We start from the raw sequence: 20,523 nt of genomic DNA on the forward strand, positions 1-20,523 counted from the left end.
ATCAGAGTCCGCAGAACTTCGCCTCCGAAATAATATCCAGCCTTATGGGTGCACCCTGATCGGTGTATACCCAGGATTATTTATCGCCTGTGCGAACAGGCCCCAACTTGGTCACAGGACTTCTCATCCACGGCATGGCCTGATTTAGGCGAACTCGGCTGTTGATCAGCCACCCTTGGCCCTCGCCGCCACGCCCCCGCGTGGTCGGCCCGCCACCGGTCGCCGCATCCTCAGGAACCCAACCCATGCCCCCAGCCCTGTCCGAAGCCCTCAACACTCCGCTGGCCACCCCTCTTGTCACCCTGCGCGAAAGTGCCACCCTGCGCGAAAGTCGGGCGGCCGGCACCATCCCTGCCGGCATGCCGCGCCACGGCCGCCCGCTGGCGCCGCAGGTGGTCACCGGCATCATCGCCGCCGTTGATGCCGTCGCCATCCTGGCCACGGGCCTCGCCGCCTCCACCCTGGCGGAGGGCAGCGTGGCGCCCCCCCTGTTCGGCCTGGTCCTGATCGTCGGTCTGGTTCTGGGGATGCACGCCCTGCGCTGGTCAGGCGCCCGCCAGTTCGATCGCCTGTGCAAGGCCGCCGACAGCCTGCTGCCGCTGGCCATGGCCTGGGCATCCACGGCCGGCGCCCTGGTGGCGCTGCTGTATCTGCTGGGCGCCTTCGATCCGCCCATGACCAGCTGGCTGGCCATCTGGTCCCTGCTGGCCCTGGGAGCGCTGGTGGCTGGCCGCCTGGTCACCTGCCTGTCCATGGGCGCCTGGCAACGCGCCGGCCGCCTGACCCAGGCCGTCGCCATCGTCGGCACCGGCCCGGAGGGCCAGCGCCTGCTGCGCCGCTACCGCGCCAACCCGCGCGACGATCGCCATGTGGTGGGCGTCTATGACGACAACCGCGCCAGCCACGCCCGCTTCTGCGTGGGCTATCCCATCCTCGGCGGCCTGGACGACCTGTTGGCCGAAATCCGCGAGGGCCGGGTGGACCGTGTGATCCTGGCCATGCCCCTGTCGGACGAGAACCACGCCCTGGCGGCGGCGCTGCGCAAGCTGAGCCTGGCGCCGGTGGACGTGGGCCTGTGCCTGGACCAGGTGCACATCCATCTGCAGGAGCGGGGCTGGCGCGAGGGCGCCGGCGACGAACCGCCCGTGCTGGATCTGCTGCGCCACCCCCTGACCGGCTGGCGCTCCATCGCCAAGACGGTCGAGGACCGCGTGCTGGCCGCCATCATCCTGGCCATGATCTCCCCCGTCATGCTGGCGATCGCCATCGCCATCAAACTGGAGAGCCGGGGCCCGGTGTTCTTCAAGCAGAAGCGCCACGGCTACAACAACCAGCTGATCGAGGTGTACAAGTTCCGCTCCATGTACCACCACATGGCGGACGCGAACGCCGAGAAGCTGGCCCAGCGCAACGACCCCCGCATCACGCCCCTGGGCCGCATCCTGCGCCGCACCAGCCTGGATGAGCTGCCGCAGTTCATCAACGTGCTGCGGGGGGAGATGTCCATCGTCGGCCCCCGCCCCCACGCCCAGTCGGCCAAGGCCGGCGGCCTGCTGTACCGCGACGCCGTGGCCCTTTACGACAGCCGCCACCGCATGAAGCCCGGCATCACCGGCCTGGCCCAGGTCAGCGGCTGGCGCGGGGAGACCAGCACGGTGGAGCAGATCGTGAAGCGGGTGGAGCATGACCTCCGCTACATCGAGACCTGGACCGTGGCCGGCGACCTGAAAATCATCGCCCGCACCATCACCAGCAGCATCCTCGCCAAGAACGCCTACTGACAAGACCACGACAGAAGGGACCGTTGCCCATGCGCTGCCTCTGGATCACGCTGGCCGACCCCGATCCGCCCCACAATGGGCAGTTCATCTATTCCGGGGGGCTGATCGGAAGCCTGGCCCAGGCGGGCGCCGACATGGCGGTGCTGGGCTTGAGCCGTCCGGACGGCAAGCGCGCCGATGGCGAGCGGGAGACGCCCGGCCAAGGCGCCATCGCCTGGCATCTGGCCGAGCACAAGCCCCGGTCGCGGTGGAGCAGCCTGCGCAGCCCCCTGCCCAACATCGCCCACCGCTGCGGCACCCCGGACATGCACGCCCGGCTGCGCCACCTGCTGGCGACGCAGTCGTGGGACAGCGTGGTGCTGGACGGCGTGGGGTCCGGCTGGGCGCTGGCGGACTTCAAGCGCCAGTATCCCTCCGCGCGCAACCGGCCCAAGCTGGTCTACGTCTCGCACAACCATGAGGAATCGCTGCGGGCGCAGCTGGCACAGAACCAGTCCAACCTGCTGAAGCACCAGGCCATGCGCTTCGACGCCGCCAAGGTGACGCACCTGGAACGCGCCATCGTGAAGGAGGCGGACCTGATCACCGCCATCACGCCCGACGACGCCGACCTGTACCGCGAGCGCTGGCCCGACAAGGCCATGGCGGTGGTGACCCCGGGCTATCGCGCCAGCGAGCGGGAGAAGAAGCCCATCAGCCGGGACCTGCCCCGCCGGGCCGTCATCGTCGGCAGCTTCGACTGGATCGCCAAGCGCATGAACCTGGAAGAGTTCATCAGCGTGGCCGACGCCATCTTCGCCGCCAACGGCGTGGAGCTGGAGGTGGTGGGCAGCGGCGACGCCACCTTCCTGGCCAGCATGCGCAAGCGGGTGCTGGCCACCCGCTTCACCGGCACGGTGGACGACGTCCGCCATCACATGGACGCGGCCCGCATCGCCCTGGTGCCGGAACGCAACGGCGGCGGCTTCAAGCTGAAGGTCCTGGACTATGTCTTCAACCGCCTGCCCATCCTGGCGCTGAAGGGATCGGTGGCGGGCGTGCCGCTGGAGCAGGAGGAGAGCATCCTGCTGTATCCGGGGCACGAGGACCTGGCCATGGGCGTGGTGCAGTCCATCGATGATCTCGGTCGCCTGAACAACCTGCAGGACGCGGCCTACCGCGCCTGCCGCGACAGCTTCCACTGGACCAGCAGGGGGCCGCAGTTGCTGTCGGCCATCAGCGCGGCATGACGACCTGGACCGAATGGGCGGGATACGACGCCATGCCCCGCGACAGCGCCGCGCGGCGGCGGCCGCTGGCGGTGGTCGACTGGGTGCTGCTGGTGGGCTTCCTGCTGGGCATCTATACCGGCTTCGCCATCCAGATCACGCCCAACGTCCCCTTCCCCGCCGCCATTTCCGGCATCACCGGCGTCGTCCTGCTGTGGCGCCGGCGGCACCGCATCTCCCCCACCGGCTTGGCCGCCTTCCTGGGCGTGACCCTGCTGCTGCTGGCGTCCATCCTGTACGCGCCGGGGCTGGACCTGTTGTCCAAGCGCACCACCGGCCTGCTGCAGATGATCTACTCCTTGGCCATCTCCTACGCCCTGTTCCTGACAGTGGTGGAGGCGGGGCCGGCGGCCTTCTCCCGCCTGATGCTGACCTTCATCCTGGTGATCATCGTCGGCACGGTGCTGGAAACCTACGCCGGCCTGGCCGTCATCAGTGACGCCGTGCGCCAGAAGATCTACACCTCCGGCGTCTATGACGCGGATATCCGGGATGAGCTGCTGTACGGCAAGGTGCGGCCCAAGCTGTTCACGTCCGAGCCCTCGGCCGTCACCTTCTCCTACACCCTGTTCTCCTTCTGCTGGCTGCTGACCAGCAGTTGGCGCCATAAGCGCCTCGGCTATCTGGCCATGATGGCCGCCGCCATGGTGGCCATGCCCGGCCCCACCCTGCTGCTGATGCTGCTGCTGCTGGGCCTGCACGAGATGGTGCCCAAGGGGGAGGAGCGGGCGCCGACGCTGCTCAGCGTCCAGCTGATCAAGATCGGCGCGGTCGCGGGGCTGGCCCTGATCGCCTTCGCCGTCATCGCCAGCTCCGTCTATTCCGCCCGCCTGGACAACATCGCCAACGGCGATGACGAGAGCTTCTTCTACCGCGTCATCGGCCCCTTCCTGGTAACGATGGAGGTGCTGAAGCACCATCCCATCCTGGGTATCGGCCTGACGGGCGAGCAGATGATCGCCGACAGCATCGCCACGGTGTTCCTAAGGTCCGGCTCATTCTCCCCCCTGTGGAACATCCCCGAGCCCAATGAGGTGATGACCAATTACTTTTGGCTGCACTGGGTTTACCTGGGCCTCTGCGGCGGCGCGGTGCTGATGCTGGCCATCAGCGGATGGCTGCGCAGCCTGGGCGTCCATGCCCTGGCGCTGTGCTGGCTGGGCTGGGCCATCCTGGGCCAGGCGTCGGGCGCCTATGTCAGCCCCAAGACCTGGACCGTGCTGATGCTGATCGCGGCCTGCAGCATCCTGCATGCCGAGGCCTTCAAGCGGACGCCGCCGGCACCCATCCCCGCCCCGCCGCCCCCACCGCGCCCCTATCCCCCCGGCACCCTGATCGCCATCGGCGGCAACGGCCGGCCCCGCTATCGACCCTGATCCCCATGACCAACGGGCCAGAAGATCGGCCGTGACACGCGCAGCCACCAAGCCCTGAGGCAGAGCAATGACCCTTGTGACCCAGTGGACGGCCCCCGACATCGGCACCTGGCAGCCGCAGCGGCCCTGGGACGTGGAGGCCCCCCAGGCCGGCGCACCCCAGGCCGGCATGGCGGCCACCGACTGGACGCTGCTGGTGATCTTCCTGCTGGGCATCTACACCGGCTTTTCCATCCAGATCACCGCCACCATCCCCTTTCCGGCCGCCATCTCCGGCGTCGCCGGTGTCGCCCTGCTGTGGCGCCGGCGGCACCGCATCTCTCCCACCGGTCTGGCGGCCTTCCTGGGCGTGACCCTGCTGCTGCTGGCTTCCATCCTCTACGCGCCGGGGCTGGATCTCCTGTCCAAGCGTACCACCGGCCTGCTGCAGATGATGTATTCGCTGGTGATCTCCTACGCCCTGTTCCTGACGGTGGTGGAGGCGGGGGCCGCGGCCTTTTCCCGCCTGATGCTGGTCTTCATCGTCACCATCGTCATCGGCACCCTGCTGGAAAGCTATGCCGGCCTGAACCGCATCAGCGACGCCGTACGCCTGGCGATCTACCACCAGGGCATCTACGAGTCCGACATCCGGGATGAGCTGCTGTACGGCAAGGTGCGCCCCAAGCTGTTCACCACCGAGCCGTCGGCCGTCACCTTCGCCTATACCCTGTTCGCCTTCTGCTGGCTGCTGACCAGCGACTGGCGGCACAAGCGGTTGGGCTACCTGGCCATGACGGCCGCCGCCATGGTGGCCATGCCCGGCCCCACCCTGCTGCTGCTGGTGCTGCTGCTGGCCCTCCATGAACTGGGGCCCGGCGATGACGCCCAGTCCTCCGCCGCCACCCGCATCATCAAGCTGTCGGTCGTGGGCATTCTGGCCATCGTCGCCTTCGCCATTGTCGGCAGCACGGTCTACGCCAACCGCCTGCATGAGATCGCGTCCGGCAATGACGAGAGCTTTTTCTACCGCGTCATCGGCCCCTTCCTGGTGGCGGTCGACGTGGTGAAGCACCATCCCATCCTGGGTGTGGGCCTGACGGGGGAGCAGCTGGTCAGCGACAATATCGCCGACGTCTTCCTGCGCTCCGGCGCCTTCTCCCCGCTATGGAACATCCCGGAACCCAATGAGGTTCTGATCAATTATTTCTTCCTGCACTGGGTCTACCTGGGCCTGTGCGGCGGCATCGTCCTGATCCTGGCCATCAGCGGCTGGCTGCGCGCCCTGGGCGTGCGGGCGCTGCTGATGTGCTGGCTGGCCTGGGCGGTGCTGGGCCAGGCATCGGGCGCCTATGTCAGCCCCAAGACCTGGACCGTGCTGTTCCTGATCGGCGCCTGCAGCGTGCTGCACGCCCGGGCCAAGCGCGCGGCGGAGGCTCCCGTCCCCGCCCCGCTGGAGCCGCCCGTGATCCTGCCGGCTGCGGCCCTGCCGCCCGCCCCGCCCACCATCCCGCCCCTGGCGGCCCTGCACTGATCCAACCCGAAAGAGGGAGCACCACCCTTGGACCTCTGGCCCGACGCCCCCTCCCCCACCAATCCCAACTCTCCCAGCCAGGTGCCCACCGCCGTGGCGGCCGCAACCCTGTCACCGTTCGAGATCGCGGGCGGCGCCATCGACTTGGCCCCCAGCCCGTCAGAACGGCGGGCCGCAGCCGCCATGATGCGGGCCGCCTACGCCCTGTCGGCCCAGGCAGGCGGACAGTGCCCCGCAATGGCGCAGGAAACCGGGCTGTCGCTGATCATATAGATCGCGGGTCCCTTATACACATCCGACCCATCCGGTGAGCACGATCCATCGGCCGAACGCGTTGAGAACCCAGAACTGGCCGCCACAGCCCGTCACACCAGCGGAAACCAGCGCGACATGCCACAGCGGCATCGCTATGAATCTGGCATCCATCAACGGGTGTGGCGCACAATTTGGTTTATGTCCGTCGTCAATATACATCCCGAAACAAAATTCATAGCCTTCACTCTCGCTGAATTTATGAATAATTGCCTTCGGGTATTTATTTTTCATTTCGTCGAAAATTTCATCACTGGGGTCCGATCCATTGATGGAAAAATAATATTCCCCCGCCATTTCCCCGCCCGCTGCGAGATAACTCATGAGAGCAGCCAGCGCGGAACGCTCCGTATCTTCTCCATAAAATGACATCGGCGCGAACTTCAACATGAGGAAAAGGCATAACAGCGCAGAACATGAAAGAACGGACAGGGTGCGGCATATCCATCGCCCGGCCAATCTAGGGATACGCATTATCAACCCCCTGATAATGGAACGAAACGTCGTCGGCATATGTCTCAACTTATAGGATGCATTGGCTTTGGTATTCCGTCCGCGCGGCGCAGATCGTCGTCCAGGTACTTCCGCTTCCTGGATCGTCACTATGACGATAGGCTACCAGCCTCAGGGCTGCTGGTCTGAGATGACAGCGCCCAGGGTGCAGCAGTTAAAGTGAGACTTCAGTAAGTACCATTTGCCGGCAATTTTTGCCGCCATCCCTCTACCGCCACATCCACGTGTTGTGAGGCTAACGAAGGCCACATATCTTGCCGGCATGTGCTCAAACCTGGCGCGAAGGATATTCTTGTCTTCGCATGAAGGGTCTTGATCTCGCTCATCCGGCACATTGCATTCCGGAAGCTCACTTAAATTATGTATGGAGATGCTATTATCGCCATTATTACTGATAATGCCACTTTCAGGATCGTGCCCATTTATTGATATATAGACATCATCCCTCTCAAAACCCAGATATTCATTTACAAGAACTGCGGCGGCTTGATCGGCATCCTCAACAAATACCCCGGTAGAATCATGGGTAAATATGTATATTATTAACAACAACACCAAGAATGAGAAAACACCGAGCGATATTGATATAGATATCACCATGCGCTTTATGTATTTAATCATGATCACTTTCCCGGCATGTGGGCAATAGCAAAAGCATCTGCGCAACATTCATCGTCCGGCCCGCAATTACCGCCTTGCCTCTGATGCCCCAACTCATGCCGAAGAAAAAATTGCATACTTTGTCTGGCCGTGGTCTTCTTCAGCCCAAGTCCGGGTATTACGGTCGGCGCTGCCGCGCTCATAAAAATTTTCGACGTATTGGTTCTCGGATCTGTCAATCCGCCAGCTACGAATCCACCTTTCAATCCGCTGGCCTGCGAAAGTGCGGCCTCCATCGATCCTGACAGCAATGGATCGTCCATGGTTTTTGTGGTGGCCGCGAACCAAGGAACAAAAGAAAACCTTTCAAAATCCTGCTTTGAAATGAGCCCATCCTTCAGTATTCCCGCCAATTCTTCGTTAAATAATTTCTTCGCTTCAGATTGACTAAGTATCTCGTTTTTATATATTGGATATATTCCGCATGTTTTGGGTGTGTTTTGTACCCCCTTCTTTTCAGGTGCGATAGAGGGTTGCTTCGATGTCGCGCCACCCTCATCCGTCCAACGCCCATGGTCATCTCGCGGCTGGTCAGGGCTGTACTTCGCCAGGTTGTCATTGGCCCGCGCCAGACGGACCGCGGCGTCCCAGTCCAGGTCGGGCAGGCGCAAATGCACGGCGCGGATCATAGCCTGGGCTAGGTCGCCCCGGTTCAGCGCGTCAGCGATCTTGGTGAGGCCCGGCAGGACGCCGGCACCTGGTTCCATGCCCACGTAGGCGCGCTTCAGCAACAGAGCCACTTCGGCCACTGAACGGGCCTGGAAGCCACCGGCGCCCTTGGCCAGCAGGGGCACGCCGGCCAGGGCCAAACCCTCGGCCGTACAACTGAGGCCGAGGCCACCAGGGCCGTTGCTGAGGCGATATCGACGCTGCCAACCATCCATGTTCGCTCTCCCTGTTGATGGAAGAGCATCTTATGTTCTTATTTTGTTCCGGTCAACCTACAGGCGAACACCGGCAGGCGCGTAGCGCTATTCCTGCGCCAGTTCCGCCGCCAGATTGGCCAGGGTGCCGGGGGATTCCTGGCGGGGTAGGAACAGGAAGTTGTTCACATAGTCGGCGAACTGGCTGCGGGCCAGGCCCGGGCGGTAGTCGGCGATGTCCTCCGGACGCTGCATGGTGGCAACGTCGAAGTTGTCCAGGGTGCGCAGCTTGCCATGGTGCAGGAAATAGCCCTGGTAGTCGATGGCGTCGAAGAAGCGGGCGATGCGATCGATGGACCCGCGTGAGTGCCGCTCCTCGATCTCCACCAGGATGCGGGGGTGGGAACGGGCGATGGTCAGGCGGCTGCCCTCCAGCACCGCCTCCTCATGCCCCTCGACATCGATCTTGATGAAGGCGACGTCGCCGGAATAGACGGCGTCCAGCGGGGAGGAGGTCACCTTCAGCTCGCGCTGCGCCGGCTGGCCGGCCAACGCCGTGGGCGACAGGGTGGACAGGCCGGTTTCCGCCAGGCCCGCCACCACCGGGATGTGCAGGCGGGCGATGCCGGAGGCCTGGGACAGGGCGGTGGGATAGACCACGACGTCATCGCCGAACTTGGCCGCCAGGCTGGCGGCCAGCCAGGGCACCGGCTCGAACGCGTATACGCGCCGGGCGTAGGGCCGCATGAAGTGGATGTAGCAGCCTTCGTTAGCGCCCACGTCGATGGCATCGCGCCCGGGCTCGCACAGATGGCGCACCAGTCGGGTTTCGGTTTCACCGAAATGCTCGAAGTACTTGTGTTCAAGCCACAGCATCATCGGCGTGGGACAGACGGTGCGAACCAGCTGTTTCGCACCGCGTCTCAGCGTACCGGGGATCATTCCGCCACCTCCTCCACGAAGGTTGTCGACACCGGCTGGGGCCGGGACACCAGGGAGCGCAGGACGCTGGTCATGGCATCCCGGCTGGGCCGCATCAGCAGGAAGGCGACCCCGGCGGTGACCATGCCCACCGCCGCGGCCACCGCCAGCGCCACCAGGGGTGCCGCCAGCAGGCTGTCGGGCATCACGCCATGCCGCAGGATCCAGACGACGCCGGCCACCGCCAGCGACGCCGCGACCGAGGGCATGATGCGCCGGTAGAGATCGCCCTGGGTCACCGGCCCCTGGCCGGCCGCCAGGTGGAAGCAGACCGGCAGGCGCACGACCAGGCCAACGGCGGCATACGCCCCCGCCACGCCCACGGCGCCATAAGGGAGGCCGGCGACGAAGGAGGCCACGGCCAGGGACACATCGATGGCCGTGGCGCGCAGCAGGTCGCGCGACCGGCCCTGGGGCAGATAGATCAGGCCAGCGGTCATCAGCGTCGGCTGGACGGCGGCGACCAGGGCGAAACAGGCCACCAGGGGGGACATGGCCTCCCACGTCGGGCCGAACAGCAGGTTGGTCACCCAGTCGGCCGCGACGGCGGCGCCGGCGGCTGCGGGCATGGTGACCATGGCCACCCGCTCGATCAGCACGCCGAAGGCCCGGCGGAAGCGCTGCGGCTCATCCACCAGGCGGCTCAGCGCCGGCATGGCCACGGAATAGAGCGGCGCGTTGATGCTGTTGATGGGTACCAACACCAGGCGCGCCGCCCGTTCGTAGAGGCCCAGCGTGACGGCGCCGAACAGGCGGCCCACCAGGATCTGGTCGATACTGCGGGCCAGGGTGGACAGGATGCCACAGCCCGAGACCGACAGGCCGAAACCCAGCAGGCTGGGGATGCCCGGTGTCCGTCGCGGCGGCGACGGCCGCCAGCGGCACAGCGTCCAGCAACCGGCCATCACCAGGAAAGGGGCGGCCAGGCGCTGCGCCACCAGCGCCCAGTGGCCCCAGCCCTGGAAGGCCAGGACCACGGCGACGACGAAGGCCAGCAGCTCGCTGCCCGTCTCGGCGATGGCGATGGCGGAGAAGCGCATCTGCCGGCGCAGCAGTGCCCAATGCTGGACCGTGGCGCCGCTCATGACGAAGCCCAGGGCCAGCCAGCGGGTGACGGGCTCCAGGCCGGGTTGTCCGTAGAAGGCGGCGATGGCCGGGGCGCCCAAGGCCAGGCAGGCGGCGATGAGGCAGCCGGCCCCGGTGTTGATCCAGAACAGGGCGCTGACCTGTTCGTGGGTGATGTCCGTGCGCTGCATGGTGGCGGCGGACAGGCCCAGTTCCTTGACGATCTCGAACAGGGCGGTCATGGCGCCGACCATGGCGATGAGACCGAATTCCGCCGGCGCCAACACCCGGGCCAGCACGATGACGGACCCGAACTGGGCCACGAGTTTCACAAGCTGGGCACCCATCATGACGGTGCCCCCACGGGTCGCCCGGCGACCGATGTCACCGATCAGGTGGGCGGTATTGAGATCGCCGTTCCGATCACGCATCAACACCTCTCACCGGCGGCCCTGGGGAGTGCCCCGGGGAAGCCGCCGTTGCTGGGGTGGAACCAATGCCCGGCCTGGCGAGGGCAATCGCCGGACCGGGCATTGGCGACGGCCATCGGGTTCTTGGAGGCCCCGGCGACCGTTATCAGGCATGGACGACCGCGGCACCCCGAACGGAGCCGATGTTTTCCACATACCAGCGGTAGGTCTGGGCCAGGCCGGCGTCGATAGACGTCGGCGCCCGCCAGCCCAAGGCTTCCAGGCGGCTGTTGTCCATGATCTTGCGCGGCGTGCCGTCGGGCTTGCTGCGGTCGTGGACGATGCTGCCCTGGAAACCAACGACCTGGCAGATCCGTTCCGCCAGTTCGGCGATGGAAACCTCCTGGCTGCTGCCCAGGTTCAGCGGTTCCTCCTCGGAATAATGCTTCATGACGAAGACCATGCCGTCGGCGGCGTCATCCACGTACAGCAGCTCACGCAAGGGCGTGCCGCTGCCCCAGATTTCCAGGGACTTCGCCCCCTCCAGCTTGGCGTTGTGGGCCTTCACCATCAGGGCCGGCACCACGTGGCTGCCCAGCAGGTCGAAGTTGTCACCGGGTCCATATAGGTTGGTCGGCATGACGGAGGTGAAGTCGCAGCCATACTGCCGCCGGTAGGCTTGGCACAGCTTGATGCCCGCGATCTTGGCGATGGCGTACCACTGGTTGGTGGGTTCCAGCGGGCCGGTCAGCAGCGCCTCCTCCGGGATGGGCTGGGGCGCCATGCGCGGATAGATGCAGGAGGAGCCCAGGAACAACAGCTTCTCCACCCCCGACCGGTGGGCGCTGTCGATGATGTTCGCCTCGATCATCAGGTTGTCGTAGATGAACTCCGCCGGCCGGGTGTCGTTGGCATGGATGCCGCCGACATGGGCCGCCGCCAGGAAGACGGCGTCCGGACGCAGGTCCTTCATCCACTTGTCCACCTGGCCGCTGGAGCGCAGGTCGCAGTGGTGGCGGCCCACGGTCAGGATGTCGCATCCCTCCCGCTCCAGCCGCCGCACCAGGGCGGAGCCCACCAGGCCGCGGTGACCCGCGACCCAGACGCGTTTATTGCGCAGCTCGTAAGGGGGCTTGTTCATGCTGTCCTTCCCACTGCTTGAGGGGGGTGGCGTCCAGAAGGGCGCGGTCGGCGTTCACCATCTCGAACACCAGTTCCTCAAAGGCGATGCGGTGCTGCCAGCCCAGCACCGACTTGGCCTTGGTCGGGTCGCCCAGCAGGAAGTCCACCTCCGCCGGGCGATAGTAGGCCGGGTCGACGGCGACCAGCACCTTGCCCGTGCGCCGGCAATAGCCCCGCTCGTTCACGCCCTCGCCCCGCCACACCAGCGGACGGCCGATGCAGTGGAAGGCCAGTTCCACGAACTCGCGCACCGAATGCGCCTCGCCGGTGGCCAGCACATAGTCGTCCGGCTTATCCTGCTGCAGCATCAGCCACATGCCCTCGACATAGTCGCGGGCGTGGCCCCAGTCGCGGCGGGCCTCCAGGTTGCCCAGGTAGAGACAGTTCTGCAGGCCGCGCTCGATGGCCGCCACGGCGCGGCTGATCTTGCGGGTGACGAAGGTCTCACCGCGCTCCGGCGATTCATGGTTGAACAGGATGCCGTTGCTGGCATGCATGTTATACGCCTCACGGTAGTTCACCGTGATCCAGTAGCCGTACATCTTGGCCACCGCGTACGGGCTGCGCGGGTGGAAGGGCGTCGTCTCCGACAGGGGATCGCTGCTGATGCCGCCGTACAGTTCGGAGGTGGAGGCCTGGTAGAAGCGGACGTCGTCCTGCATCTTCAGCGACCGCACCGCCTCCAGCAGGCGCAACGTGCCGGTGGCGTCCACGTTGGCGGTGTACTCCGGCATCTCGAAGCTGACGGCCACGTGGCTCATGGCGGCCAGGTTGTAGATTTCGGTCGGCCGCGTCTCGGCGATCAGGCGGGTCAGCGCCAGGCTGTCCGTCATGTCGCCGTAGTGCAGCGAGAACTCGAATCCGCCCTCGTGGCGGTCACGGTAGATGTGATCCAGCCGGTCGGTGTTGATGGAGGACGAACGGCGCTTCAGGCCGTGGACCACATAACCCCGGGCCAACAGGAACGAGGCCAGGTAGGACCCGTCCTGGCCGGTGATACCGGTGATCAACGCGGTTCTATTCGACATACGCTGCTCCGTTCATCAAAAGGGTTGGAAGCTGTTTTCAGCAAGTCTTGGGGTTGTTGGGGCTTGGGGATTCTTTTGCGGGCGCCCCTTCGCCTTAATTTGCCGCACCGACGCCCGCGCCTGCCGTCAGGGGAACAGCACGGCGCGGGCGACGCGGTCCCAGGTATAGGTTTCCAGCACGTGGTTCTGTCCCTGGGCGCCCATGACGGCCAGGCGCTGCGGATCGGACACGGCGTGGACGATCAGGTCGGCCAGGACCGCCGGGTCGGCCTTGGACGCCAGGAAGCCATAACGGCCGTCGCCCGTGATCTCCGGCAGGCCGTTGCGCCACAGGCCCAGCACGGGGGTGCGGGAGATCAGCGCCTCCAGGTACACCTGGCCCCACGGATCGTTCAGCATGGGCTGCACCAGCAGCGAGGACCGGCGGTACAGCTCCTGCAACTCGGCCCAGGGCAGGCTGGAGCGGAAATCGATGGCCGGATGCTCCGGCACGCGGTCACGCACCGAGGGGTCGGCCACGATGGTCAGCGTCAGATCCGGCCGGCGCATGACCGCCTGCTGGAAGGCCTCGACCACCAGTTCGCCGCCCTTCTCGCGGAACAGGTGCTTGCACACGAACAGCAGCTTGGGCTTGGCGTAGTCCTTGGGGCCGATGAAGGGCTTGATGTCGCCCATGCCCGAGCCCACCGCCGTCACCCGTGCCGCCGGCACGCCGTAGTGGCTGATGATGTGGTCGCGCACGAAGCGGCCGAAGGTGAAGATGTGGTCGACGCTGTGCAGCGACCGGCGCTCCAGTTCCTCGTACGCCTCCAGCGCCCGGGGACTGTAGCCGGCGATGTCGGGGCGATGCTCCGCCGCCAGCGCCCAGGTGTGGTCGCAGTAGAGATAGTGGTGCACCCGGTGCGCGCGGTCGAACATGGGGTCGGCCGTCGCCTGCGCCTCCACCGCCGGCAGATCCAAGGCACCGGTGTGGATGATGTGGCGGGTGCCGCGCTGGGCCGCCTGGGCGGCCAGCTGGCGGGCCAGGTGACGGCGGGCGGGGGCCGCGCGGTACAGCTGTTCCGAGGTCATCAGCCGGCCGTAGCCGCCCATGACGTGGCGCGCGGCCAGGCCCATCTTGAATGTCTTGGACAGGTGGGGGTGGAAGCCCTCCACCGTCACGCCCAGCTTTTCCAGCGCCACGCCCAGGTTGCGGGGGGCGCCCGACCAGGTGCGGGGATGGGTGGGATCGCCGAACACCGAGGTGATGGCGACGTGGTCGAACCGGCGCCCGCCCTCCTCTCCCGGGAACGCGCCGAAGCCGGGGGGCGGCTGCAAGGGGCGCCCGGACGGATGGGATTGGGTCATGGGACTGTGCTCGGCCACGGCCTTTATCTCTCCGGTCGGTGAGGTTCCGTGCCGCCGGGAACCGGCCTGGCCTGGGGGGCGTTGAGGCACAGGTGGTTCCGGGACCGAACCCGCTGGATTTCGTGATTGAAATCAAACAAGCCAGGCATCAAACGCGCCAGTGACCAACCTGTGACCGGCACAGCCTTTGCTGCCCCACTTCAGTCACAGGGGCTACCAACACGATAAAAAGACATACCCCGTTTAATGATAAAGCGGCCCTGTTTTGTCACAGCACGGAATTTCTACCCAGGTTCATGATGAATTACTTCGCAACGGCCGCTAATGGGGACGCCCCGTGTCGTCAAGAATTCCCAGCGCAGCATCCCTCGACCATAGTCATGCCGATACCGCCGCCGCGCCCGACGCCGGTCACGGCGTTTCCCCGACGGACTCCGTCGGCGACTGGATGGCACAGCGTATCGGCTCTCAGCGCGCCGGTCCGGCTTCGGCCGGCTCGGGAAAGGCCGGCCTGGTGTTCCTGACCCAGGACATCACCGACGTCAGCACCATCAAACGCGTGCGCGAGTTCCTGGACAACGGCCTGCCCGTGCTGGTGCTGGGCTTTGAGCGGGAACGGTACAACAGCGGTTATCGCCCGCCCTGGCCCCATGTCTTGCTGGGCCGCACGGTGGATGGCAAGTACGCCCACCGCCTGCAGGCGCTGGCTGGCGCGCTACGCGTCATCTTCCGCACGCGTGAGCGCCTGGGCGGCGCCACCATCCTGTACGCCCGCAACATCGACCAGCTGCTGCTGGCGCTGGTGATGAAGATGTTCATCAGCCGCCAGGCCGACGTGATCTATGAGGTATTGGACATCCAGCCCATGTTCGTGGCCCACGGCCTGCGCTCCATTCTGCTGCGCCTGGTGGAAAAGCTGTGCCTGACACAGGTGAAGCTGCTGGTCCTGTCCTCCCCCGGTTTCCACCGCCACTATTTCGCCCCGACGCAGCGGTTCCGTGGCCCCTGGCTGCTGGTGGAGAACAAGCTGCCCCGCCCCGGCCTGCCGGACCGGCCGCGATTCACGCCCCGGCTGCCCGCCTCACCCGCCGCCCCGGCCCAACCCGCCTTGACCGGATCCAATGGCACCCGTCCGCTGATGCCCCCCGACCGCCCCTGGGTCATCGGCTATTTCGGCCTGATCCGCGGGGAGCAGACGGTGGATCTGATGCGTCGCCTGGCCCAGCGCCTGCCCGACCGCCTGCAGATCCGTTTTCGCGGCGTGCTGACCACGGTGGATGAGAAGAGCTTCTTCAAGACGCTGGAGGCCTGCCCCAACATCCTCTATGGCGGCCGCTACGACCATCCGGGCGAGTTGGCGGACATGTACGCCGGCGTGGACTTCGCCTGGGCGCTGGATCTGGAAAACACGGAACATAATTCGCGCTGGCTGCTTCCTAATCGCTTCTATGAGGCCGGGTACTTCGGCGTGCCCTGCCTCAGCGTCCAGGGCTTCGAGGTCGACCGCCTGGTGCGGCGCCACGACGTCGGCTGGGGGTTCGAACAGCCGTTGGAGGACAGCATGGTCCGCTTCTTCCAGACGCTGGGCGTGGAGGAGTACGAGCGCAAGCGGCGGCGCCTGCTGGAGCTGCCGGAGGAGACCTTCGTCGCTGGCGAGGAGATCCGGGCCCTATGCCGTTTTTTCGCCCGCCGGGCGGCGGCCCCACCGGAAAAGCCGCCGGTTGAAGAGGGGATGCGGCCCCATCCCGCCGCTTGATCCATCCACCAGATCCGTCAGAAGCCCGGAGGCGGCACGCCCGGCCGGGACAAGATCGCGAAGGGATAAAGTCTATGAGCGACACCGTGGTCGTCACCGGCGGCGCCGGCTTCATCGGCAGCCATGCCTGCAAGGCGCTGGCCCAGGCGGGCTTCAGCCCCATCACCTACGACAATCTGAGCCGCGGCCCGCGGGAGGCGGTGCTTTACGGCCCGCTGGAGGTGGGCGACATCGCCGACCATGCCCGGTTGACGGCGGTGCTGCGCGACTACGACCCCTGTGCCGTCATGCACTTCGCCGCCTACGCCCACGTGGGTGAATCGGTGGCGGACCCGCTGCTGTACTACCGCAACAACGTCTCCGGCTCCATCGGCCTGCTGGAGGCCATGCGCGACGCCGGCATCGCCAACCTGGTGTTTTCCAGCACCTGCGCCGTCTACGGCGTGCCCCAGCGGGTGCCCATCACCGAGGGTCACCCCCAGGCGCCCATCAACCCCTATGGCGCCAGCAAGCAGATGATGGAGCGCGTCATCGCCGACTGCGAACCCGCCTGGGGCCTGCGCTCCGTCGTCCTGCGCTATTTCAACGCCGCCGGCGCCGATCCGGACGGTGACCTGGGGGAGAACCACGATCCCGAGCCGCACCTGATCCCCAACGTGCTGGACGCGGCCCTGGGCCGCAAGGACGGGTTGACGGTCAACGGCGCCGACTATCCCACCCCGGACGGCACCTGCATCCGCGACTACATCCACGTCAGCGACCTGGCCGACGCCCATGTCCTGGCGCTGAAGCACCTGCTGGAGGGCGGCGCGTCCATGGCCCTGAACCTGGGCAACGGCAACGGCTATTCCGTGCGGGAGGTGATGGAGGTGGCGGAGCGGGTGACCGGCCTGCCCATTCCTTGGCAGGTGGGCCCCCGCCGCCCTGGCGATCCGCCCGCCCTGGTGGGCGACGCCACCCAGGCCCGGCGCATCCTGGGCTGGACGCCGGAACGCGGCGCCCTGGACGTGCAGATCGCCGACGCCTGGCGCCGACGCCTGCGGGAACTGCAGGCGCCACAGGAGGCTGGGGTGGCGCAGGTCCGCAAGACCGCCTGAGGTCTGAGCAACAAATTACGCCGTTTCGATGAAACCATCCCGCACCACCACCGGCCAGGGCAGCAGCCCCTGGCCGGGGCAGGGACCGGCGACGCAACGGCCGTCGTCGATGTCGAACAGGGCGCTGTGCCAACTGCAACGGATGACGTCACGGCCGGTCAGGTCCTTGCCCAGATAGTCATCCAGGGCGAAGGCCAGCGGCACGCCGGCGTGGGGGCAGCGGTCGACATAGCCCACGACCGCATCGCCCCGCCGCACCACGAAGCCGTGGAAGCGGTCGCCCTCGATCTCCAGCACGAAGTTGCGCGCGCTGAAAGCCGCCAGGTCATCCAGCCCGCACAGCCGCACCCCGGCCGGGGTCGTGGTCAGGCGCGGGCGGATGCCGCCGCCCGCGTTACTCAACGGACGGCCCGCAGGGAGTCGATGAACTGCGGTACCGTGGCCAGGGTCAGGCCGGCCAGGTTCACGCGGCCCGACCCCGCCATGTAGACGGCATGGTCGCGGCGCAGCACGCCCACCTGCTCCGCCGACAGCGGCAGCAGGGAGAACATGCCGTGCTGGCGGCCCAGGAAGGCCAGGGCGGAATCGCCGGCGGCCAGCGCCTGGCGCACCTGGTTGATGCGGGTGCGCATGACGGTCAGCTCCGCCCGCCAATCGGCCGTAAGGGCCGCGTCCTCCAGGATCACGCGCACCAGGGCGGCACCATGATCGGGTGGCATGGACCAGTTGGCCCGGGCCAGCGACAGGATGTTGGAGCGCATCAGTTCGGTGCGCGCCGGCGTGGCGGCCTTGGCATACAAGGCGCCCACCCGCTCGCGGTACAGGCCGAAGTTCTTGTCGCAGGAATAGGCCAGCAGGGCGTCAGGCACGGAGTCCAGCACCAGGCGGGCGCCGGCGGCGTCCTGCTCCAGCCCATCGCCCAGCCCCTGGTAGGCCAGGTCGACCAGGGGGATCAGCCCCCGCGCGGCCACCACCTCGGCCACCGCCCGCCACTGGTCCGGCGTCAGGTCGGCGCCGGCCGGGTTGTGGCAGCAGCCGTGCAGCAGCACCACGTCACCGGCGGCGGCACCCGACAGGGCGGCCATCATCTCATCGAACAGGACCGTCTGCGTCGCCTGGTCATAATAGCGGTATGTCGCCACGGTCAGGCCCGCGGCCTTCATGATGGGGGCGTGGTTGGGCCAGGTGGGCGTGCCCAGCCAGACCTTGGCGCCCGGCCTGGCAGCGGCGATCAGATCGGCCGCCAGGCGCAGGGCACCGGTGCCGCCGGGCGTCTGCACGCCGGCCAGCTGGTCGGCCGCCAGGGTCCTGCCGAAGACGATGGGCTGCAGCAGCTCGGCGTAGCGGATGTCGCCTTCCGGACCCAGGTAGCTCTTGCTGCCCTGGGTTTCCAGGAGCCGCGCCTCGGCCGCCTTGACGGCGCGCAGCACCGGGGTGGCGCCCGTCTCATCGCGATAGACGCCGACGCCCAGGTCCAGCTTCTGCGCGCGCGGATCGTCGCGGTAGAGGCCGATCAGGGACAGGAGCGCGTCGGCGGGCTGCTGCTGCAGGGCATCGAAAAGCGACGGGGCGGACATCGAGGAAGACTCCCTTGGGGCTGGCCGCTGCCAGCGGCCCATATCGTTGCTGAATGATTTTATGCGAAACCTGTGACAATGTCCTTTCATTGACGCGTCCACGTCGGCAAATCTGGGAAGCGTATTCCGCAGATGGTTGAAAAATGAAAGACCTTGATCAGTTCGATGAAATCGATCATCGCATCCTGAGGGCCCTGCAGCGCGACGCCAGCCTCAGCCATGCCGCCCTGGCGGAGGAGGTCGGCGCCTCCCCCGCCTCCTGCTGGCGGCGCATCAAGGCGCTGGAGGGGGCGGGCATCCTGGGCGCCACCGTGCGCCTGGTCAACGCCGCCAAGGTGGGCCGGGGCGTCAGCGTCATGTGCCAACTGCGCATGAAGACCCACGCCACCAAGGACCGGCAGGAGTTCGAAGCCTTCATCCAGACCCGTGGCGAAGTCATGGACTGCCACAGCATGTCGGGCGAATGGGACTATCTGCTGCGCGTGGTCGTGGCCGACGTCGCCAGCTACGAACGCTTCCTGATGCGGGAATTGCTGGCCCATCCCGCCGTGGCCGCCGCCGCCTCGCACTTCGCGTTGAGCCAGGTGAAATACACCACCGCCCTGCCGATCTGATTTGGGCCAATTTGATTTTGGGCCGCTTTGATCAGTCCGTTTCCCGAAAGATGCTTCTTCCGCGAAACTTTTTCAGGGCCCCGGGATTGTGGCCGGGCGATTGAAAGGTTTTCGCGGGCGCCGTGGGGTATCCTGGAAATGGGCAGCGGAATGGCGGCGTTTATCCATTTGACAAGCGCCGGGGATCGTCCCTTATATCGTTTCAAATGAAACGATCTGGCGGAGACTCAGGCCATGTCCCTGGACAACGCACCCCTTGAGACCATGAGCGGTTTCGGCAACGGCTTCGCGACCGAGGCCGTGCCGGGCGCCCTGCCGGTGGGCCGCAATTCGCCGCAGAAGGTGCCCTTCGGCCTGTATGCCGAGCAATTGTCGGGCAGCGCGTTCACGGCGCCCCGCCAAGAGAACCGCCGCACCTGGCTGTACCGCCTGCGCCCCACCGCCAGCCATGCCCCGTTCCAGCCCTATGGACGGGCCGGCCTGTTGCGCTCCGGCCCGTTCAACGAGGTCCCGGCCACCACCCCCAACCGCCTGCGCTGGGACCCGCTGCCCATTCCGGACGCGCCCACCGACTTCGTCGACGGGCTGGTCAGCTATGGCGGCAATGGCGACGTCGGCACCAACACCGGCATCGGCGTCCATCTCTACGCCGCCAACCAGCCCATGACGGCGCGGGTGTTTTACAACGCGGACGGTGAGCTGCTGCTGGTGCCGCAGCAGGGCCGCCTGCGGCTGGAGACGGAAATGGGCCGGCTGGAGGTGGCGCCCGGGGAGATCGCCGTGGTGCCGCGCGGCGTGCGCTTCCGCGTCCTGCTGCCGGACGGCAACGCCCGGGGATACGTCTGCGAGAACTATGGCGCGCCCTTCCGGCTGCCGGACCTGGGCCCCATCGGCGCCAACGGCCTGGCCAACCCCCGCGACTTCCTGACCCCCGTCGCCTGGTTCGAGGACGTGGATGAATCGGTCGAGGTGGTGCAGAAGTACCAGGGGGCCCTGTGGACCACGACCCTGGACCACAGCCCGCTGGACGTGGTGGCCTGGCATGGCAACCTGGCGCCCTACAATATGACTTGGCGCGGTTCAACACCATCAACACCGTCTCTTACGAACCATCCGGACCCGTCCATCTTCACCGTGCTGACGGCTCCGTCGGAGGTCGCGGGCACGGCCAATTGCGATT

19 protein-coding genes are annotated in these 20,523 nt (G+C 66.5%); 9 read left to right on the forward strand and 10 right to left on the reverse strand.

The features are described 5' to 3' along the window. Positions 1-245: 245 nt before the first annotated feature. From I55_RS29750 to I55_RS29770, 5 genes are all read left to right on the forward strand, one after another. A complete protein-coding gene (locus I55_RS29750) occupies positions 246-1,781 on the forward strand; it encodes an undecaprenyl-phosphate glucose phosphotransferase (RefSeq protein WP_049974634.1) in 1,536 nt (511 codons plus the stop codon). A 29-nt stretch (positions 1,782-1,810) separates the two neighbouring features. Then, the gene (locus I55_RS29755) at positions 1,811-3,010 is read left to right on the forward strand and encodes a glycosyltransferase (protein WP_044564344.1); all 1,200 of its coding nucleotides are present in this window, start codon (positions 1,811-1,813) and stop codon (positions 3,008-3,010) included. Beyond that, on the forward strand, positions 3,007-4,425 hold the full coding sequence (locus I55_RS29760; protein WP_044564345.1) for a hypothetical protein: 1,419 nt from the start codon (positions 3,007-3,009) through the stop codon (positions 4,423-4,425). Before I55_RS29755 ends, I55_RS29760 begins: the two co-directional genes overlap by 4 nt. A 67-nt stretch (positions 4,426-4,492) precedes the next feature. After that, positions 4,493-5,938 carry a hypothetical protein gene (locus I55_RS29765; RefSeq protein WP_044564346.1) on the forward strand — a complete coding sequence of 482 codons (1,446 nt, stop codon included), beginning with the start codon at positions 4,493-4,495 and terminating at the stop codon, positions 5,936-5,938. A 27-nt stretch (positions 5,939-5,965) separates the two neighbouring features. Next, positions 5,966-6,211, forward strand: coding sequence for a hypothetical protein (locus tag I55_RS29770; protein ID WP_044564347.1), 246 nt, complete (start codon positions 5,966-5,968; stop codon positions 6,209-6,211). Positions 6,212-6,223: 12 nt separating this feature from the next. Here the strand turns inward: I55_RS29770 and I55_RS36515 are convergent, their stop codons facing one another. From I55_RS36515 to I55_RS29795, 8 genes are all read right to left on the reverse strand, one after another. Next, on the reverse strand, positions 6,224-6,640 hold the full coding sequence (locus I55_RS36515) for a hypothetical protein (RefSeq protein WP_148294047.1): 417 nt from the start codon (positions 6,638-6,640) through the stop codon (positions 6,224-6,226). Between the two features lie 234 nt (positions 6,641-6,874). Continuing rightward, positions 6,875-7,384, reverse strand: a complete 510-nt coding sequence (locus tag I55_RS36520; RefSeq protein WP_148294048.1) for a hypothetical protein — start codon at positions 7,382-7,384, stop codon at positions 6,875-6,877. Positions 7,385-7,386: 2 nt separating this feature from the next. Then, the gene (locus tag I55_RS36525; RefSeq protein WP_148294049.1) at positions 7,387-8,307 is read right to left on the reverse strand and encodes a hypothetical protein; all 921 of its coding nucleotides are present in this window, start codon (positions 8,305-8,307) and stop codon (positions 7,387-7,389) included. A gap of 87 nt (positions 8,308-8,394) precedes the next feature. After that, entirely contained in the window at positions 8,395-9,228 is an 834-nt protein-coding gene (locus tag I55_RS29775; RefSeq protein WP_083901533.1) for an FkbM family methyltransferase, read from the reverse strand. After that, positions 9,225-10,763 carry a lipopolysaccharide biosynthesis protein gene (locus I55_RS29780; protein ID WP_049974636.1) on the reverse strand — a complete coding sequence of 513 codons (1,539 nt, stop codon included), beginning with the start codon at positions 10,761-10,763 and terminating at the stop codon, positions 9,225-9,227. The genes I55_RS29775 and I55_RS29780 overlap by 4 nt, the downstream gene beginning before the upstream one ends. 145 nt (positions 10,764-10,908) lie before the next feature. Continuing rightward, a complete protein-coding gene (locus I55_RS29785; protein WP_044564348.1) occupies positions 10,909-11,883 on the reverse strand; it encodes a GDP-L-fucose synthase in 975 nt (324 codons plus the stop codon). Next, complete coding sequence (gene gmd, locus I55_RS29790) at positions 11,852-12,952, reverse strand: GDP-mannose 4,6-dehydratase (protein WP_044564349.1); 1,101 nt, start codon at positions 12,950-12,952, stop codon at positions 11,852-11,854. Before gmd ends, I55_RS29785 begins: the two co-directional genes overlap by 32 nt. Positions 12,953-13,078: 126 nt before the next feature. After that, the gene (locus I55_RS29795) at positions 13,079-14,299 is read right to left on the reverse strand and encodes a glycosyltransferase family 4 protein (RefSeq protein WP_044564350.1); all 1,221 of its coding nucleotides are present in this window, start codon (positions 14,297-14,299) and stop codon (positions 13,079-13,081) included. Positions 14,300-14,636: 337 nt separating this feature from the next. Between I55_RS29795 and I55_RS29800 the strand changes: the two genes are divergently transcribed. Together I55_RS29800 and galE are read left to right on the forward strand one after the other, a co-directional pair. Continuing rightward, positions 14,637-16,055 carry a glycosyltransferase family 4 protein gene (locus I55_RS29800; RefSeq protein WP_148294050.1) on the forward strand — a complete coding sequence of 473 codons (1,419 nt, stop codon included), beginning with the start codon at positions 14,637-14,639 and terminating at the stop codon, positions 16,053-16,055. Positions 16,056-16,129: 74 nt separating this feature from the next. After that, positions 16,130-17,152 carry a UDP-glucose 4-epimerase GalE gene (galE, locus tag I55_RS29805; RefSeq protein ID WP_044564352.1) on the forward strand — a complete coding sequence of 341 codons (1,023 nt, stop codon included), beginning with the start codon at positions 16,130-16,132 and terminating at the stop codon, positions 17,150-17,152. Positions 17,153-17,167: 15 nt separating this feature from the next. On the opposite strand, the gene I55_RS29810 is transcribed toward galE, so the two are convergent. Together I55_RS29810 and I55_RS29815 are read right to left on the reverse strand one after the other, a co-directional pair. Then, positions 17,168-17,554: a Rieske (2Fe-2S) protein gene (locus I55_RS29810; protein WP_044564353.1), complete on the reverse strand. Its 387-nt coding sequence runs from the start codon at positions 17,552-17,554 to the stop codon at positions 17,168-17,170. Beyond that, the gene (locus I55_RS29815) at positions 17,551-18,729 is read right to left on the reverse strand and encodes an amino acid aminotransferase (RefSeq protein ID WP_083901534.1); all 1,179 of its coding nucleotides are present in this window, start codon (positions 18,727-18,729) and stop codon (positions 17,551-17,553) included. The genes I55_RS29810 and I55_RS29815 overlap by 4 nt, the downstream gene beginning before the upstream one ends. Before the next feature lie 143 nt (positions 18,730-18,872). On the opposite strand from I55_RS29815, the gene I55_RS29820 reads away from it, so the two are divergent. Both I55_RS29820 and I55_RS29825 read left to right on the forward strand, forming a co-directional pair. Next, positions 18,873-19,343, forward strand: a complete 471-nt coding sequence (locus I55_RS29820; RefSeq protein ID WP_044564355.1) for an Lrp/AsnC family transcriptional regulator — start codon at positions 18,873-18,875, stop codon at positions 19,341-19,343. A 234-nt stretch (positions 19,344-19,577) separates the two neighbouring features. Next, positions 19,578-20,523 (forward strand): homogentisate 1,2-dioxygenase (locus tag I55_RS29825; protein ID WP_083901535.1); only part of this gene is annotated, 946 nt, incomplete at its 3' end.

The organism is Azospirillum sp. B4 (assembly GCF_000333275.1).
Lineage (GTDB): Bacteria > Pseudomonadota > Alphaproteobacteria > Azospirillales > Azospirillaceae > Nitrospirillum.